This window comes from Staphylococcus sp. EG-SA-17 (assembly GCF_017151845.1).
Lineage (GTDB): Bacteria > Bacillota > Bacilli > Staphylococcales > Staphylococcaceae > Staphylococcus > Staphylococcus aureus.
In genome coordinates this window covers 13,179-30,896 of sequence record NZ_JACVZO010000017.1, presented here as the reverse complement: position 1 = coordinate 30,896, position 17,718 = coordinate 13,179, and the positions used below count along the sequence as shown (strand labels likewise).

Sequence of the window (17,718 nt, the reverse complement as noted above, 5' to 3'; positions counted from 1 at the left end):
TTGCAGAATCATACAGCAGTCAATACAGCACAAACGATAATATTAAGGGATTTAGTTGATGCATTATTATTTGAAGATATAGCCGGAATTGTATCGAATAGTGATATTACTAAAGAAAATGGACAAACGCTTTTGATATACGAACGTGAAACACAACAAATAAAGATACCTGTTTATTTTAGTGCTTTAAATATGTTTCGTTATGAAAGTTCACAACCAATTACGATAGAGGGAAGGGCGTCTAAGCAACCACTAACTGCAGATGAATTTTGGCAAACAATTGCTAATATGAATTGTGATTTAAGTCATGAATGGGAAGTGGCTCGCGTTGAAGAAGGACTGACTACTGCTGCCACACAGCTTGCTAAACAATTATCAGAATTAGATTTAGCGTCACATCCTTTTGTGATGTCAGAGCAGTTTGCAAGTTTAAAAGATCGTCCATTTCATCCATTAGCTAAAGAAAAAAGAGGATTAAGAGAAGCGGATTATCAAGTGTATCAAGCTGAATTAAATCAATCATTTCCTTTAATGGTTGCAGCAGTTAAAAAGACACATATGATTCATGGCGATACTGCAAATATTGATGAATTAGAAAATTTGACAGCCCCTATAAAAGAACAAGCGACAGATATGTTACATGATCAAGGGTTATCAATAGATGACTATGTACTATTTCCTGTACATCCTTGGCAATATCAACATATTTTGCCGAACGTCTTTGCGAAAGAGATTAGTGAAAAATTGGTTGTACTATTACCGTTAAAATTTGGAGATTATCTGTCGTCTTCAAGTATGCGTTCATTAATTGATATTGGCGCACCGTATAACCATGTCAAAGTACCATTTGCAATGCAGTCATTAGGCGCATTAAGACTAACGCCTACGCGTTACATGAAAAACGGAGAACAAGCAGAACAATTATTACGTCAGCTTATAGAAAAAGATGAAGCACTAGCTAAGTATGTCACAGTTTGCGATGAGACAGCTTGGTGGTCATATATGGGTCAAGACAATGATATTTTCAAAGATCAATTAGGTCATTTAACTGTTCAGCTAAGGAAATATCCAGAAGTGCTAGCCAAAAATGATACGCAACAGCTAGTGTCAATGGCAGCACTCGCGGCAAATAATCGCACCTTATATCAAATGATTTGTGGAAAAGATAATATTTCTAAAAATGATGTCATGACGTTATTTGAAGATATCGCGCAAGTCTTTTTAAAGGTAACACTATCATTTATGCAATACGGCGCATTACCAGAGTTGCATGGTCAAAATATATTGTTGTCATTTGAAGATGGACGTGTACAAAAATGCGTGTTACGTGATCATGATACTGTCAGAATTTATAAACCATGGCTAACAGCACATCAGCTTTCATTGCCGAAGTATGTCGTCAGAGAAGATACACCTAATACGCTAATTAATGAAGATTTGGAAACATTCTTTGCTTATTTTCAAACATTAGCTGTATCGGTAAATCTATATGCCATTATTGATGCAATTCAAGATTTATTTGGTGTAAGTGAGCATGAACTTATGTCGTTGTTAAAACAAATTTTAAAAAATGAAGTGGCAACTATTTCCTGGGTTACAACTGATCAGCTAGCTGTCAGACACATTTTATTTGATAAACAGACGTGGCCATTCAAACAAATTTTATTACCATTGCTATATCAACGTGATAGTGGTGGAGGTAGTATGCCTTCAGGTTTAACTACCGTACCAAATCCAATGGTGACATATGATTAATCAGTCTATATGGCGCAGTAACTTTCGCATTTTATGGCTCAGTCAGTTTATAGCGATTGCTGGACTGACAGTACTTGTGCCATTATTGCCAATTTATATGGCATCACTACAAAATCTATCAGTCGTAGAAATACAGTTGTGGAGTGGTATAGCGATTGCTGCTCCTGCTGTAACGACGATGATAGCTTCGCCGATATGGGGGAAGCTAGGTGATAAGATCAGTCGAAAATGGATGGTGTTAAGAGCGTTACTTGGTTTGGCGGTATGCTTATTTTTAATGGCATTGTGTACGACACCATTACAGTTTGTACTTGTGAGGTTATTGCAGGGACTATTTGGTGGTGTTGTTGATGCATCAAGTGCGTTTGCGAGTGCAGAGGCGCCAGCTGAAGATCGTGGCAAGGTATTAGGAAGACTGCAAAGTTCAGTCAGCGCAGGGTCTCTTGTGGGGCCATTAATTGGCGGTGTTACAGCTTCGATATTAGGTTTTAGTGCGTTACTGATGAGTATTGCCGTTATTACTTTTATTGTCTGTATTTTCGGTGCATTAAAATTGATTGAAACGACACATATGTCAAAATCACAAACACCAAATATTAATAAAGGTATTCGCCGTTCATTTCAATGTCTATTATGCACACAACAAACATGTCGATTTATTATCGTTGGCGTTTTAGCAAACTTTGCTATGTATGGCATGCTAACTGCATTATCACCACTTGCTTCATCAGTGAATCATACAGCGATAGATGACCGTAGTGTGATTGGATTTTTACAGTCCGCATTTTGGACGGCTTCGATATTAAGCGCGCCTTTATGGGGTCGCTTTAATGATAAATCATATGTTAAATCAGTATATATATTTGCAACGATTGCATGTGGTTGTAGTGCGATACTGCAAGGTTTAGCGACGAATATAGAGTTTTTAATGGCTGCAAGGATACTTCAAGGATTAACATATAGTGCATTGATTCAAAGTGTCATGTTTGTTGTCGTGAATGCGTGTCATCAACAACTTAAAGGCACATTTGTTGGTACGACAAATAGTATGTTAGTTATTGGCCAAATTATTGGTAGTCTTAGTGGCGCTGCCATTACTAGTTATACTACACCAGCTACTACGTTTATCGTTATGGGCGTAGTATTTGCAGTAAGTAGTTTATTTTTAATTTGTTCAACCATCACTAATCAAATCAACGAGCACACATTAATGAAATTATGGGAGTTGAAACAAAAAAGTGCAAAATAAAGAATTAATACAACATGCAGCGTATGCGGCTATCGAACGCATTTTAAATGAATATTTTAGAGAAGAAAATTTATATCAAGTGCCACCTCAAAATCATCAATGGTCTATACAATTATCAGATCTCGAAACGTTAACGGGTGAATTTCGCTATTGGTCTGCGATGGGGCATCATATGTATCATCCAGAGGTATGGCTTATTGATGGAAAAAGTAAAAAAATAACAACTTATAAAGAAGCAATTGCGCGTATTTTGCAATATATGGCTCAAAGTGCAGATAATCAAACGGCAGTGCAACAACATATGGCGCAAATTATGTCTGACATCGATAATAGCATTCATCGCACGGCGCGTTATTTGCAAAGTAACACAATAGACTACGTAGAGGATCGCTATATCGTTTCAGAACAATCTTTATACTTAGGTCATCCATTTCATCCGACTCCTAAGAGTGCAAGTGGGTTTTCAGAAGCAGATTTAGAGAAATATGCACCCGAATGTCATACATCATTCCAATTGCATTATTTAGCTGTGCATAAAAATGTTCTGCTCACGCGCTATGTAGAAGGTAAAGAAGATCAGGTTGAGAAAGTGTTGTATCAATTAGCAGATATAAATATATCAGAGATACCTAAAGATTTTATTTTATTACCAATACATCCTTATCAAATCAATGTGTTGCGACAGCATCCACAGTATATGCAATATAGTGAACAAGGTTTAATAAAAGACCTTGGCGTTTCCGGTGATTTAGTGTACCCGACGTCTTCGGTTAGAACTGTATTTTCAAAAGCATTAAACATTTATTTAAAATTACCGATACACGTTAAAATTACTAATTTTATACGTACGAATGACCTTGAACAGATTGAACGGACAATTGATGCCGCGCAAGTTATCGCATCAGTCAAAGATGAGGTTGAAACACCCCATTTTAAATTGATGTTTGAAGAAGGATATCGTGCATTGTTACCGAATCCATTAGGGCAAACAGTTGAACCTGAAATGGATTTATTAACAAATAGTGCCATGATTGTTCGTGAAGGGATACCGAATTACCATGCTGATAAAGATATTCATGTATTGGCGTCATTATTTGAAACGATGCCTGATTCATCGATGTCTAAGTTATCACAAGTGATTGAGCAAAGTGGTTTAGCACCAGAACCATGGCTTGAATGTTATTTGGATCGTACATTATTGCCGATATTAAAGCTGTTTAGTAACACAGGCATTAGTCTAGAAGCACATGTACAAAATACATTAATTGAATTAAAAGATGGCATACCCGACGTATGCTTTGTCAGAGATCTTGAAGGCATTTGTCTATCTAGAACGATTGCTACTGAAAAACAACTTGTGCCAAATGTTGTGGCAGCATCAAGCCCTGTTGTATATGCACACGATGAAGCATGGCATCGTCTTAAATATTATGTTGTAGTAAATCACTTAGGACATTTAGTATCAACTATTGGTAAAGCGACTAGAAATGAAGTTGTGTTATGGCAACTTGTAGCGCATCGTCTTATGACATGGAAAAAAGAATACGCGAATAACGCAGTATTTGTTGACTGTGTAGAAGATTTATATCAAACGCCGACCATTGCGGCTAAAGCGAATTTGATGAGTAAATTGAATGATTGTGGTGCAAACCCTATTTATACACATATACCAAATCCAATTTGTCATAACAAGGAGGTATCGTATTGTGAATCAAACAATTCTTAATCGTGTAAAGACTAGAGTGATGCACCAACTGGTATCATCACTTATTTATGAGAATATTGTTGTGTATAAAGCGTCATATCAAGACGGTGTCGGTCATTTTACAATAGAAGGACATGATTCAGAGTATCGTTTTACTGCTGAAAAGACACATAGCTTTGATCGTATACGTATCACATCACCAATTGAGCGTGTCGTAGGAGATGAGGCAGATACAACAACAGACTATACACAATTATTGAGAGAAGCTGTATTTACATTTCCTAAAAATGATGAAAAGCTAGAACAATTTATTGTTGAGTTATTACAGACAGAATTAAAAGATACACAAAGTATGCAGTATCGAGAATCAAACCCACCAGCAACACCTGAGACATTTAACGACTATGAATTTTATGCGATGGAAGGGCATCAGTATCATCCAAGTTACAAATCACGTTTAGGATTTACGTTGAGTGATAATTTGAAATTTGGACCTGATTTTGTACCAAACGTTAAACTGCAGTGGTTAGCTATCGACAAAGATAAAGTAGAAACGACGGTATCAAGAAATGTTGTAGTTAAAGAAATGTTACGTCAACAAGTTGGTGATAAGACTTATGAACATTTTGTACAGCAAATTGAAGCGTCTGGCAAACATGTAAATGATGTTGAGATGATACCTGTACACCCATGGCAGTTTGAACATGTCATCCAAGTTGATTTGGCTGAAGAAAGGCTTAATGGCACAGTACTATGGTTAGGGGAAAGTGATGAGCTATATCACCCTCAACAATCGATTCGTACGATGTCGCCAATAGACACGACAAAATATTATTTAAAGGTACCAATAAGTATAACGAATACTTCAACGAAACGAGTGTTGGCGCCTCATACAATTGAAAATGCAGCGCAAATTACGGATTGGTTAAAGCAGATACAGCAACAAGATACGTATTTAAAAGATGAATTAAAGACAGCTTTTCTAGGGGAAGTCTTAGGACAGTCTTATTTAAATACACAACTTTCGCCTTATAAACAAACTCAAGTTTATGGTGCGTTAGGTGTTATATGGCGTGAAAATATATATCATATGTTAATCGATGAAGAGGATGCGATACCATTTAATGCACTTTATGCGAGTGATAAGGATGGTGTACCATTCATTGAAAAGTGGATTAAACAATATGGTTCTGAAGCTTGGACAAAGCAATTTTTAGCTGTAGCGATTCGTCCAATGATTCATATGCTTTATTATCACGGTATTGCCTTTGAATCGCATGCACAAAATATGATGCTCATTCATGAAAATGGTTGGCCTACACGTATTGCCTTAAAAGATTTTCATGATGGTGTTCGTTTTAAGCGTGAGCATTTAAGTGAAGCTGCTTCACACCTGACATTAAAGCCAATGCCAGAAGCACATAAAAAAGTGAATAGTAATTCATTTATTGAAACAGATGACGAACGTTTAGTACGCGACTTTTTACATGATGCATTTTTCTTTATTAATATCGCCGAAATCATCTTATTTATTGAAAAGCAATATGGTATCGATGAGCAGCGACAATGGAAATGGGTTAAAGACATTATCGAGGCGTATCAAGAAGCATTTCCAGAGTTGAATAACTATCAACATTTCGATTTGTTTGAACCTACGATTCAAGTTGAAAAGTTAACGACACGTCGATTATTAAGTGACTCCGAGTTAAGAATTCATCATGTTACAAATCCATTAGGTGTAGGAGGTATAAATGATGCAACAACTATCTCTGAAACATAGATTAAACAATGGTGATTCAGTTTATGGCATTTTTAATTCTATACCGGACCCATTGATGATCGAGGTTATCGCAGCAAGCGGGTATGACTTTGTTGTGATTGATACAGAACACGTGGCGATTAATGATGAGACACTAGCGCATTTAATTCGTGCAGCTGAAGCAGCGCATATTATACCAATTGTACGTGTCACTGCAGTGATAGATAGAGATATCATTAAAGTGTTGGATATGGGTGCGAGAGGTATTATTGTGCCACACGTTAAAGATCGTGAGACAGTTGAGCATATTGTGAAATTAAGTCGTTATTACCCGCAAGGATTAAGAAGTTTGAATGGTGGTCGCATGGCAAGATTTGGACGTACACCATTACTTGATGCAATGGAGATGGCTAATGAGCATATTATGGTGATTGCCATGATAGAAGATGTTGAAGGGGTTATGGCCATTGACGATATAGCTCAAGTCGAAGGTTTAGACATGATAGTCGAAGGTGCCGCAGATTTATCCCAGTCACTTGGCATACCATGGCAAACGCGTGATGATCAAGTAACATCACATGTTCAACATATTTTTGAAATTGTGAATGCACATGGTAAACATTTTTGTGCATTACCACGTGAAGATGAAGATATTGCAAAATGGCAGGCACAAGGTGTACAAACATTTATTTTAGGTGATGATCGCGGAAAAATATATCGCCATTTAAGTGCATCTCTAGCGACGTCTAAACAGAAAGGGGATGAAGGCTAATGCGTATAGTTCAACCTGTTATTGAACAATTAAAAGCACAATCTCATCCAGTTTGTCATTATATCTATGATTTAGTCGGACTGGAACATCATTTGCAACATATTACATCGTCATTGCCGAGTAATTGTCAAATGTACTATGCAATGAAAGCAAATAGTGAACGAACAATCCTAGATACAATTAGTCAGTATGTTGAAGGATTCGAAGTTGCATCTCAAGGTGAAATAGCAAAAGGTCTTGCTTTTAAACCAGCAAATCATATTATTTTTGGTGGCCCTGGTAAGACAGACGAGGAACTAAGATATGCAGTAAGTGAAGGTGTTCAGCGTATTCATGTTGAAAGTATGCATGAATTACAAAGGCTAAATGCCATCTTAGAAGATGAAGATAAGACACAACACATTTTATTGCGTGTTAATTTAGCAGGACCATTTCCCAATGCAACGTTGCATATGGCAGGACGCCCTACACAATTTGGTATTTCTGAAGACGAAGTTGATGATGTCATTGAAGCTGCGCTCGCAATGCCAAATATTCATCTAGATGGATTTCATTTTCATTCTATTTCTAACAATTTAGACTCGAATTTACATGTCGATGTAGTGAAACTTTATTTTAAAAAAGCAAAGGCATGGTCTGAAAAACATCGATTTCCACTCAAACATATCAATCTTGGTGGTGGTATAGGGGTTAACTATGCAGATTTAACTAGCCAATTTGAGTGGGATAATTTTGTAGAACGTTTTAAAACACTTATCGTTGAGCAAGAAATGGAAGATGTGACATTGAACTTTGAATGTGGGCGCTTTATTGTGGCACATATTGGTTACTATGTGACAGAAGTGCTAGATATTAAGAAAGTGCATGGTGCTTGGTATGCCATTTTAAGAGGAGGTACGCAACAATTTAGACTGCCGGTATCTTGGCAGCATAACCATCCTTTTGAAATTTATCGCTATAAGGACAATCCATATTCATTTGAAAAAGTTTCAATTTCGAGACAGGACACAACGTTAGTCGGTCAATTATGTACACCGAAAGATGTCTTTGCTAGAGAAGTAAAGATAGACGCAATCAGTACAGGCGACGTTATTGTTTTCAAATATGCAGGTGCATACGGATGGTCTATTTCACATCACGATTTCTTAAGCCATCCACATCCTGAATTTATTTATTTAACGCAAACAAAGGAGGATGAATAACTATTGAATCATATTCATGAACATTTAAAATTGGTACCAGTAGATAAGATTGATCTTCACGAAACATTCGAACCTTTAAGATTGGAAAAGACGAAAAGTAGTATTGAAGCAGATGATTTTATACGTCATCCTATTTTAGTGACAGCGATGCAACATGGTAGATATATGGTTATAGATGGTGTGCATCGGTATACAAGTTTGAAAGCGTTAGGATGTAAGAAAGTTCCAGTGCAAGAAATCCATGAAACACAATATTCAATTAGTACGTGGCAACATAAAGTTCCATTTGGTGTGTGGTGGGAAACGTTACAACAAGAACATCGCTTGCCATGGACTACTGAGACAAGACAAGAAGCGCCATTTATTACGATGTGTCATGGTGATACAGAACAATATTTGTATACAAAAGATTTAGGCGAAGCACATTTTCAAGTATGGGAAAAGGTTGTCGCAAGTTATAGTGGTTGTTGTTCTGTAGAGAGAATTGCACAAGGTACATATCCTTGTCTTTCTCAACAAGATGTACTCATGAAGTATCAGCCATTGAGTTATAAGGAAATTGAAGCGGTTGTTCATAAAGGGGAAACTGTGCCAGCAGGTGTGACACGCTTTAATATTTCAGGACGATGTCTTAATCTTCAAGTACCACTGGCATTGCTTAAACAAGATGATGATGTTGAACAACTGCGCAATTGGAAGCAGTTTTTAGCAGATAAGTTTGCCAATATGAGATGCTATACTGAAAAAGTATACTTGGTGGAGCAATAGTTTTACTGTGATGTTGAGGGAAATATGATGATTTAGCGTATTGATAGCGAAAATATAATAAAACAATATAGTGTGGAGAACTTTTGATATTTTATAAATATTGGAGTTCTCCATTTTTGTATTTTGCATATAAAAATTAAATAAAATAAGGTATATTAAGGTAAAGTATAAATTTTAAATAAATGGGGAATGAGCATGAGCTCAATTATAGGAAGAATAACAATTTGGATAGGCATCGTAGCTCAAATATATTTTAGTGTCGTTTTTGTTAGGATGATATCTATTAATATTGCTGGAGGCTCTGATTACGAAACAATTTTTTTATTAGGATTAATATTGACTCTTTTCACTGTTTTACCAACCATCTTTACTGCGATTTATATGGAAAGTTACTCTGTAATCGGAGGTGCACTTTTTATTGTTTATGCGATTATTGCACTGTGTTTATATAATTTCCTTTCGGCAATTTTATGGCTGATTGGTGGTATTTTGCTGATTTGGAATAAATACTCAAAAGATGAATCGACAGACGAAAATGAAAAAGTTGATATTGAAAGTACAGAGAATCAATTTGAATCTAAAGATAAAATCACTAAAGAATAAAGAGAATATTTAAGGCGGAGTATAAATATTAAATAAATGGGGAATAGACATGGAAAAAAATGTAGAAAAATCATTCATAAAGATAGGTTTATATTTTCAAATAGCTTATATAGTACTCATGGCTATAACTTTATGTGGGTTTGTAATTTGCTATGGACTAATTTTCGGCCTTTTCTATTTATTATCAGGTAGCAGAGCTGATTATTTAATAGTAACAATAGTTATATCGGCAATAATTTCTATATTTGTAATTATACTTTCAATCGTACCTGTCATCGTATTGGCATCTGACTTATTTAAAGAAAGGATTTCAAAAGGTGTCATATTAATTGTATTGGCTATTATCGCTTTAGTATTATGCAACTTTGTATCTGCAATACTCTGGTTTGTTTCAGCCATATCTATTTTAGGTAGAAAAAAATTAGTAGCTGCAGCAGATACTACCACTATTCAAAAAAGTAAAGGGAACGCAAATCAAGCATCACATAAAGACACGGGTAAAAAGGAACTTGATAGTCAAGACATGATGGAACATCCTGAGTTTAAAAATCCCACGACTAAAAACCTAGAAGGATTAAACGAAGAAATACATAAAGATGAAGCTACAACTAAAGTTGACAGTGATAACACGCAACCGCCGATTGAATCAAAAGACCATGTCTCGAAAAAAGATTGATGACAAACTAATCGAGAGACTTAAAAAATAATATTCAACATAAGCACTTTTAAAGCGACATTTAAACGCATTGCCAATCACTAATGGTAGTGCGTTTAACTATACCTTAAATATCTGAATATTTTGTTAAATGGAGTTATCTTTGTTGTACTATTCAAATGAAGAGGAGTAAAATGTAATTAAAGGAAAGTAATTTGAGGAGTGATCTTTATGACAAACAACAAAGTAGCGTTAGTAACTGGCGGTGCACAAGGGATTGGTTTTAAAATTGCAGAACGTTTAGTGGAAGATGGTTTCAAAGTAGCAGTTGTTGATTTTAATGAAGAAGGGGCAAAAGCAGCTGCACTTAAATTATCAAGTGATGGTACAAAAGCTATTGCTATCAAAGCAGATGTATCAAACCGTGATGATGTATTTAACGCAGTAAGACAAACTGCAGCGCAATTTGGTGATTTCCATGTCATGGTTAACAATGCCGGCCTTGGACCAACAACACCAATCGATACAATTACTGAAGAACAGTTTAAAACAGTATATGGCGTGAACGTTGCAGGTGTGCTATGGGGTATTCAAGCCGCACATGAACAATTTAAAAAATTCAATCATGGTGGTAAAATTATCAATGCAACATCTCAAGCAGGCGTTGAGGGTAACCCAGGATTGTCTTTATATTGCAGTACAAAATTCGCAGTGCGAGGTTTAACACAAGTAGCCGCACAAGATTTAGCGTCTGAAGGTATTACTGTGAATGCATTCGCACCTGGTATCGTTCAAACACCAATGATGGAAAGTATCGCAGTGGCAACAGCCGAAGAAGCAGGTAAACCTGAAGCATGGGGCTGGGAACAATTTACAAGTCAGATTGCTTTGGGCAGAGTTTCTCAACCAGAAGATGTTTCAAATGTAGTGAGCTTCTTAGCCGGTAAAGACTCTGATTACATTACTGGACAAACAATTATTGTAGATGGTGGTATGAGATTCCGTTAATAATCATCCACTAATGATAAATAAATCCTTATTGTTAAGTTTAATCACTTAGCAGTAAGGATTTTTTAGTGCACTTAGAAGGGATTGTATTGGTAGAAAATTAATAAGCGAAGTTCTTAAGTGAGTTATGATGTCACAGTCTAATGCATCAGTTGAAAGCATTACTAGTATTAACACACCCAAGATATTATAAAACAACACAAAAACGCCACTATCTAATTTATCTCAATAAAAATTCACAAAGTTATCTCATTTTATTTTTATAAATAAAAAATATCGATAAAAAGCTTACAATACTTTATGTTTTTATGATATATTTTTAATGTATAAATGAGGTGGAAGATTTGGAAAGAGTTTTGATAACTGGTGGGGCTGGTTTTATTGGGTCGCATTTAGTAGATGATTTACAACAAGATTATGATGTTTATGTTCTAGATAACTATAGAACAGGTAAACGAGAAAATATTAAAAATTTGGCTGACGATCATGTGTTTGAATTAGATATTCGTGAATATGATGCAGTTGAACAAATCATGAAGACATATCAATTTGATTATGTTATTCATTTAGCAGCATTAGTTAGTGTTGCTGAGTCGGTTGAGAAACCTATCTTATCTCAAGAAATAAACGTTGTAGCAACATTAAGATTGTTAGAAATCATTAAAAAATATAATAGTCATATAAAACGTTTTGTCTTTGCTTCGTCAGCAGCTGTTTATGGTGATCTTCCTGATTTACCTAAAAGTGATCAATCATTAATCCTACCATTATCACCATATGCAATAGATAAATATTACGGCGAACGGACGACATTAAATTATTGCTCGTTATATAACATACCAACAGCGGTTGTTAAATTTTTTAATGTATTTGGGCCAAGACAGGATCCTAAGTCACAATATTCAGGTGTGATTTCAAAGATGTTCGATTCATTTGAGCATAACAAGCCATTTACATTTTTTGGTGACGGACTGCAAACTAGAGATTTTGTATATGTATATGATGTTGTTCAATCTGTACGCTTAATTATGGAACACAAAGATGCAATTGGACACGGTTATAACATTGGTACAGGCACTTTTACTAATTTATTAGAGGTTTATCGTATTATTGGTGAATTATATGGAAAATCAGTCGAGCATGAATTTAAAGAAGCACGAAAAGGAGATATTAAGCATTCTTATGCAGATATTTCTAACTTAAAGGCATTAGGATTTGTTCCTAAATATACAGTAGAAACAGGTTTAAAGGATTACTTTAATTTTGAGGTAGATAATATTGAAGAAGTTACAGCTAAAGAAGTGGAAATGTCAAAAAAATAACATTGAAGCTGTCCATAATAATAAGGGTTATGCCTATCAAAGAAAATTAGACAAACTAGAAGAAGTGAGAAAAAGATATTACCCAATTAAACGTGCGATTGACTTAATTTTAAGCATTGTTTTATTATTTTTAACTTTACCGATTATGGTTATATTCGCCATTGCTATCGTCATAGACTCACCAGGAAACCCTATTTATAGTCAGGTTAGAGTTGGGAAGATGGGTAAATTAATTAAAATATACAAATTACGTTCGATGTGTAAAAACGCAGAGAAAAATGGTGCGCAATGGGCTGATAAAGATGATGATCGTATAACAAATGTCGGGAAGTATATTCGTAAAACACGCATTGATGAATTACCACAACTAATTAATGTTGTTAAAGGGGAAATGAGTTTTATTGGACCACGCCCGGAACGTCCGGAATTTGTAGAATTATTTAGTTCAGAAGTGATAGGTTTCGAGCAAAGATGTCTTGTTACACCAGGGTTAACAGGACTTGCGCAAATTCAAGGTGGATATGACTTAACACCGCAACAAAAACTGAAATATGACATGAAATATATACATAAAGGTAGTTTAATGATGGAACTATATATATCAATTAGAACATTGATGGTTGTTATTACAGGGGAAGGCTCAAGGTAGTCTTAATTTACTTAATAAGTTCAAATAAAAGTTACATTTTAAAGATTGTGACCAATTGTTACAGTATAACGAGGAATCCCTTGAGACAGTATCAAATGGCATTAAGAAATATGTGCCATCATTGATTTGCGTGGCTATAAATACTATTCATCTGATGAGATAGCCATGTTAAGAAATTGAAAGTATAGCATTAAAGGGGTTTGTAACAGTTGAAAATTATATATTGTATTACTAAAGCAGACAATGGTGGTGCACAAACACATCTCATTCAACTCGCCAACCATTTTTGCGTACACCATGATGTTTATGTCATTGTAGGCAATCATGGACCAATGATTGAACAACTAGATGCAAGAGTTAATGTAATTATTCTCGAACATTTAGTAGGTCCAATTGACTTTAAACAAGATATTTTAGCTGTCAAAGTGTTAGCACAGTTATTCTCGAAAATTAAACCTGATGTTATCCATTTACATTCTTCCAAAGCTGGAACGGTCGGACGAATTGCGAAGTTCATTTCGAAATCGAAAGACACACGTGTAGTTTTTACTGCACATGGATGGGCTTTTACAGAGGGTGTTAAACCAGCTAAAAAATTTCTATATTTAGTTATCGAAAAATTAATGTCACGTATTACAGATAGCATTATTTGTGTTTCAGATTTCGATAAACAGTTAGCGTTAAAATCTCGCTTTAATCGATTGAAATTAACCACAATACATAATGGTATTGCAGATGTTCCCGCTGTTAAGCAAACGCTAAAAAGCCAATCACATAACAATATTGGCGAAGTAGTTGGAATGTTGCCTAATAAGCAAGATTTACAGATTAATGCCCCGACAAAGCATCAATTTGTTATGATTGCAAGATTTGCTTATCCAAAATTGCCACAAAATCTAATCGCGGCAATAGAGATATTGAAATTACATAACAGTAATCATGCGCATTTTACATTTATAGGCGATGGACCTACATTAAATGATTGTCAGCAACAAGTTGTACAAGCTGGGTTAGAAAATGATGTCACATTTTTGGGCAATGTCATTAATGCGAGTCATTTATTATCACAATACGATACGTTTATTTTAATAAGTAAGCATGAAGGTTTGCCAATTAGCATTATCGAAGCTATGGCTACAGGTTTGCCTGTTATAGCCAGTCATGTTGGCGGTATTTCAGAATTAGTAACTGATAATGGTATATGTATGATGAACAACCAACCCGAAACTATTGCCAAAGTCCTGGAAAAATATTTAATAGACAGTGATTACATCAAAATGAGTAATCAATCTAGAAAACGTTATTTAGAATGTTTTACTGAGGAGAAAATGATTAAAGAAGTGGAAGACGTTTATAATGGAAAATCAACACAATAGTAAATATCTAACATTGTTACTTATCGGTTTAGCGGTTTTTATTCAGCAATCTTCGGTTGTTGCTGGTGTGAATGTATCTATAGCTGACTTTATTACATTACTAATATTAGTTTATTTACTGTTTTTTGCTAACCATTTATTAAAGGCAAATCATTTTTTACAGTTTTTCATTATTTTGTATACATACCGTATGATTATTACGTTGTGTTTACTATTTTTTGATGATTTGATATTTATTACGGTTAAGGAAGTTCTTGCATCTACAGTTAAATATGCATTTGTAGTCATTTATTTCTATTTAGGGATGATCATCTTTAAGTTAGGTAATAGCAAAAAAGTAATCGTTACCTCTTATATTATAAGCAGTGTGACTATAGGTCTATTTTGTATTATAGCTGGTTTGAACAAGTCCCCTTTACTAATGAAATTGTTATATTTTGATGAAATACGTTCAAAAGGATTAATGAATGACCCTAACTATTTCGCGATGACACAGATTATTACATTGGTACTTGCTTACAAGTATATTCATAATTACATATTCAAGGTCCTTGCATGTGGCATCCTGCTATGGTCTTTAACTACAACGGGATCTAAGACTGCGTTTATCATATTAATCGTCTTAGCCATTTATTTCTTTATTAAAAAGTTATTTAGCAGAAATGCGGTAAGTGTTGTGAGTATGTTAGTGATTATGCTGATATTACTTTGTTTTACCTTTTATAATATCAACTACTATTTATTCCAATTAAGCGACCTTGATGCCTTACCGTCATTAGATCGAATGGCGTCTATTTTTGAAGAGGGGTTTGCATCATTAAATGATAGTGGATCTGAGCGAAGTGTTGTATGGATAAATGCCATTTCAGTAATTAAATATACATTAGGTTTTGGTGTTGGCTTAGTGGATTATGTACATATTGGCTCGCAAATTAATGGTATTTTACTTGTTGCCCATAATACATATTTGCAAATTTTTGCGGAATGGGGCATTTTATTCGGTGCGTTATTTATCATATTTATGCTTTATTTACTGTTTGAATTATTTAGATTTAACATTTCTGGTAAAAATGTAACAGCAATTGTTGTAATGTTGACGATGCTGATTTACTTTTTAACAGTATCGTTTAATAACTCAAGATATGTCGCTTTTATTTTAGGAATTATCGTCTTTATTGTTCAATATGAAAAGATGGAAAGGGATCGTAATGAAGAGTGATTCACTAAAAGAAAATATTATTTATCAAGGGCTATACCAATTGATTAGAACGATGACACCACTGATTACAATACCCATTATTTCACGTGCATTTGGTCCCAGTGGTGTGGGTATTGTTTCATTTTCTTTCAATATCGTGCAATACTTTTTGATGATTGCAAGTGTTGGCGTTCAGTTATATTTTAATAGAGTTATCGCCAAGTCCGTTAACGACAAACGGCAATTGTCTCAGCAGTTTTGGGATATCTTTGTTAGTAAATTATTATTAGCGTTAACAGTTTTTGCGATGTATATCGCTGTGATTACAATCTTTATAGATGATTACTATCTTATTTTCCTACTACAAGGTATCTATATTATAGGTGCAGCACTCGATATTTCATGGTTTTATGCTGGAACTGAAAAGTTTAAAATACCTAGCCTTAGTAATATTGTTGCGTCTGGTATTGTATTAAGTGTCGTTGTTATCTTTGTCAAAGATCAATCAGATTTATCATTGTATGTATTTACTATTGCTATTGTGACGGTATTAAACCAATTACCTTTGTTTATCTATTTAAAACGATACATTAGCTTTGTTTCGGTTAATTGGATACACGTCTGGCAATTGTTTCGTTCGTCATTAGCATACTTATTACCAAATGGACAGCTCAACTTATATACTAGTATTTCTTGCGTTGTTCTTGGTTTAGTAGGCACATACCAACAAGTTGGTATCTTTTCTAACGCATTTAATATTTTAACGGTCGCAATCATAATGATTAATACATTTGATCTTGTAATGATTCCGCGTATTACTAAAATGTCTTTACATCAATCACATAGTTTAACTAAGACGTTAGCAGATAATATGAACATTCAATTGATATTAACAATACCTATGGTCTTTGGTTTGATTGCAATTATGCCATCATTTTATTTATGGTTCTTTGGTGAGGAATTCGCATCAACTGTCCCATTGATGACCATTTTAGCGATACTTGTATTAATCATTCCTTTAAATATGTTGATAAGCAGGCAATATTTATTAATAGTGAATAAAATAAGATTATATAATGCGTCAATCACTATTGGTGCGGTAATGAATTTAGTATTATGTCTTGTTTTGATATATTTTTATGGAATTTACGGTGCTGCTATTGCGCGTTTAATTACAGAGTTTTTCTTGCTCATTTGGCGATTTATTGATATTACTAAAATCAATGTGAAGTTGAATATTGTAAGTACGATTCAATGTGTCATTGCTGCCGTTATGATGTTTATTGTGCTTGGTGTGGTCAATCATTATTTGCCTCCTACAATGTACGCTACGCTGCTATTAATTGCTATTGGTATAGTAGTTTATCTTTTATTAATGATGACTATGAAAAATCAATACGTATGGCAAATATTGAGGCATCTTCGACATAAAACAATTTAAGTATCGGTAACGCTATACTTTAGGAATTTAAGATTAAGAAGAAAAGGCAATTTCTTATTGAAAAATGGAAGTTGTCTTTTTTAATTCTTTTTAAAAGCGGGAAACAAAAGCAGTTAAATGCCTTTTTGCATTCAATATTAAATATTATATCAATTCCGAATATTTAAATTTTATATAATTGGATATAACAAATAAATAATAATTATTGCAAAACACACCCGAAATTAATTATTATAAAAGTATATTCATAAAAGGA

General features: G+C 34.5%; 16 protein-coding genes. All 16 read left to right on the top strand.

Going from position 1 to position 17,718, the window contains the following annotated elements:
* The gene (gene sbnC / locus IDG65_RS09015) at positions 1-1,755 is read left to right on the top strand and encodes a staphyloferrin B biosynthesis protein SbnC (RefSeq protein ID WP_001179389.1); all 1,755 of its coding nucleotides are present in this window, start codon (positions 1-3) and stop codon (positions 1,753-1,755) included.
* Complete coding sequence (sbnD, locus tag IDG65_RS09010; protein WP_000610056.1) at positions 1,748-3,004, top strand: staphyloferrin B export MFS transporter; 1,257 nt, start codon at positions 1,748-1,750, stop codon at positions 3,002-3,004. Before sbnC ends, sbnD begins: the two co-directional genes overlap by 8 nt.
* Positions 2,994-4,730, top strand: coding sequence for an L-2,3-diaminopropanoate--citrate ligase SbnE (sbnE, locus tag IDG65_RS09005; protein WP_001179873.1), 1,737 nt, complete (start codon positions 2,994-2,996; stop codon positions 4,728-4,730). Before sbnD ends, sbnE begins: the two co-directional genes overlap by 11 nt.
* On the top strand, positions 4,639-6,489 hold the full coding sequence (gene sbnF / locus IDG65_RS09000; protein ID WP_078064733.1) for a 3-(L-alanin-3-ylcarbamoyl)-2-[(2-aminoethylcarbamoyl)methyl]-2-hydroxypropanoate synthase SbnF: 1,851 nt from the start codon (positions 4,639-4,641) through the stop codon (positions 6,487-6,489). The genes sbnE and sbnF overlap by 92 nt, the downstream gene beginning before the upstream one ends.
* Entirely contained in the window at positions 6,464-7,240 is a 777-nt protein-coding gene (sbnG, locus tag IDG65_RS08995) for a staphyloferrin B biosynthesis citrate synthase SbnG (RefSeq protein ID WP_001186801.1), read from the top strand. Before sbnF ends, sbnG begins: the two co-directional genes overlap by 26 nt.
* The gene (sbnH, locus tag IDG65_RS08990) at positions 7,240-8,442 is read left to right on the top strand and encodes a staphyloferrin B biosynthesis decarboxylase SbnH (RefSeq protein WP_001223706.1); all 1,203 of its coding nucleotides are present in this window, start codon (positions 7,240-7,242) and stop codon (positions 8,440-8,442) included. Before sbnG ends, sbnH begins: the two co-directional genes overlap by 1 nt.
* A gap of 3 nt (positions 8,443-8,445) precedes the next feature.
* Positions 8,446-9,210 (top strand): bifunctional transcriptional regulator/O-phospho-L-serine synthase SbnI, encoded by a 765-nt coding sequence (gene sbnI / locus IDG65_RS08985; protein ID WP_001015549.1) that lies wholly within the window; start codon positions 8,446-8,448, stop codon positions 9,208-9,210.
* A gap of 195 nt (positions 9,211-9,405) precedes the next feature.
* The gene (locus IDG65_RS08980) at positions 9,406-9,813 is read left to right on the top strand and encodes a hypothetical protein (RefSeq protein ID WP_000094900.1); all 408 of its coding nucleotides are present in this window, start codon (positions 9,406-9,408) and stop codon (positions 9,811-9,813) included.
* 49 nt (positions 9,814-9,862) lie between these two features.
* A complete protein-coding gene (locus tag IDG65_RS08975; protein WP_000414630.1) occupies positions 9,863-10,489 on the top strand; it encodes an MFS transporter in 627 nt (208 codons plus the stop codon).
* A gap of 210 nt (positions 10,490-10,699) precedes the next feature.
* Positions 10,700-11,476, top strand: a complete 777-nt coding sequence (locus IDG65_RS08970; RefSeq protein ID WP_000183771.1) for a (S)-acetoin forming diacetyl reductase — start codon at positions 10,700-10,702, stop codon at positions 11,474-11,476.
* A 143-nt stretch (positions 11,477-11,619) separates the two neighbouring features.
* Complete coding sequence (locus IDG65_RS08965; protein ID WP_001805695.1) at positions 11,620-11,742, top strand: hypothetical protein; 123 nt, start codon at positions 11,620-11,622, stop codon at positions 11,740-11,742.
* Between the two features lie 69 nt (positions 11,743-11,811).
* Positions 11,812-12,798, top strand: a complete 987-nt coding sequence (locus IDG65_RS08960) for an NAD-dependent epimerase/dehydratase family protein (RefSeq protein WP_075583741.1) — start codon at positions 11,812-11,814, stop codon at positions 12,796-12,798.
* Positions 12,755-13,447: a sugar transferase gene (locus tag IDG65_RS08955; protein ID WP_000736081.1), complete on the top strand. Its 693-nt coding sequence runs from the start codon at positions 12,755-12,757 to the stop codon at positions 13,445-13,447. The genes IDG65_RS08960 and IDG65_RS08955 overlap by 44 nt, the downstream gene beginning before the upstream one ends.
* A 209-nt stretch (positions 13,448-13,656) precedes the next feature.
* Positions 13,657-14,823, top strand: a complete 1,167-nt coding sequence (locus IDG65_RS08950; RefSeq protein ID WP_000692506.1) for a glycosyltransferase family 4 protein — start codon at positions 13,657-13,659, stop codon at positions 14,821-14,823.
* Entirely contained in the window at positions 14,804-16,042 is a 1,239-nt protein-coding gene (locus IDG65_RS08945; protein WP_000431248.1) for an O-antigen ligase family protein, read from the top strand. The genes IDG65_RS08950 and IDG65_RS08945 overlap by 20 nt, the downstream gene beginning before the upstream one ends.
* Positions 16,032-17,462, top strand: a complete 1,431-nt coding sequence (locus IDG65_RS08940; RefSeq protein ID WP_000834099.1) for an oligosaccharide flippase family protein — start codon at positions 16,032-16,034, stop codon at positions 17,460-17,462. Before IDG65_RS08945 ends, IDG65_RS08940 begins: the two co-directional genes overlap by 11 nt.
* Positions 17,463-17,718 lie beyond the last annotated feature (256 nt).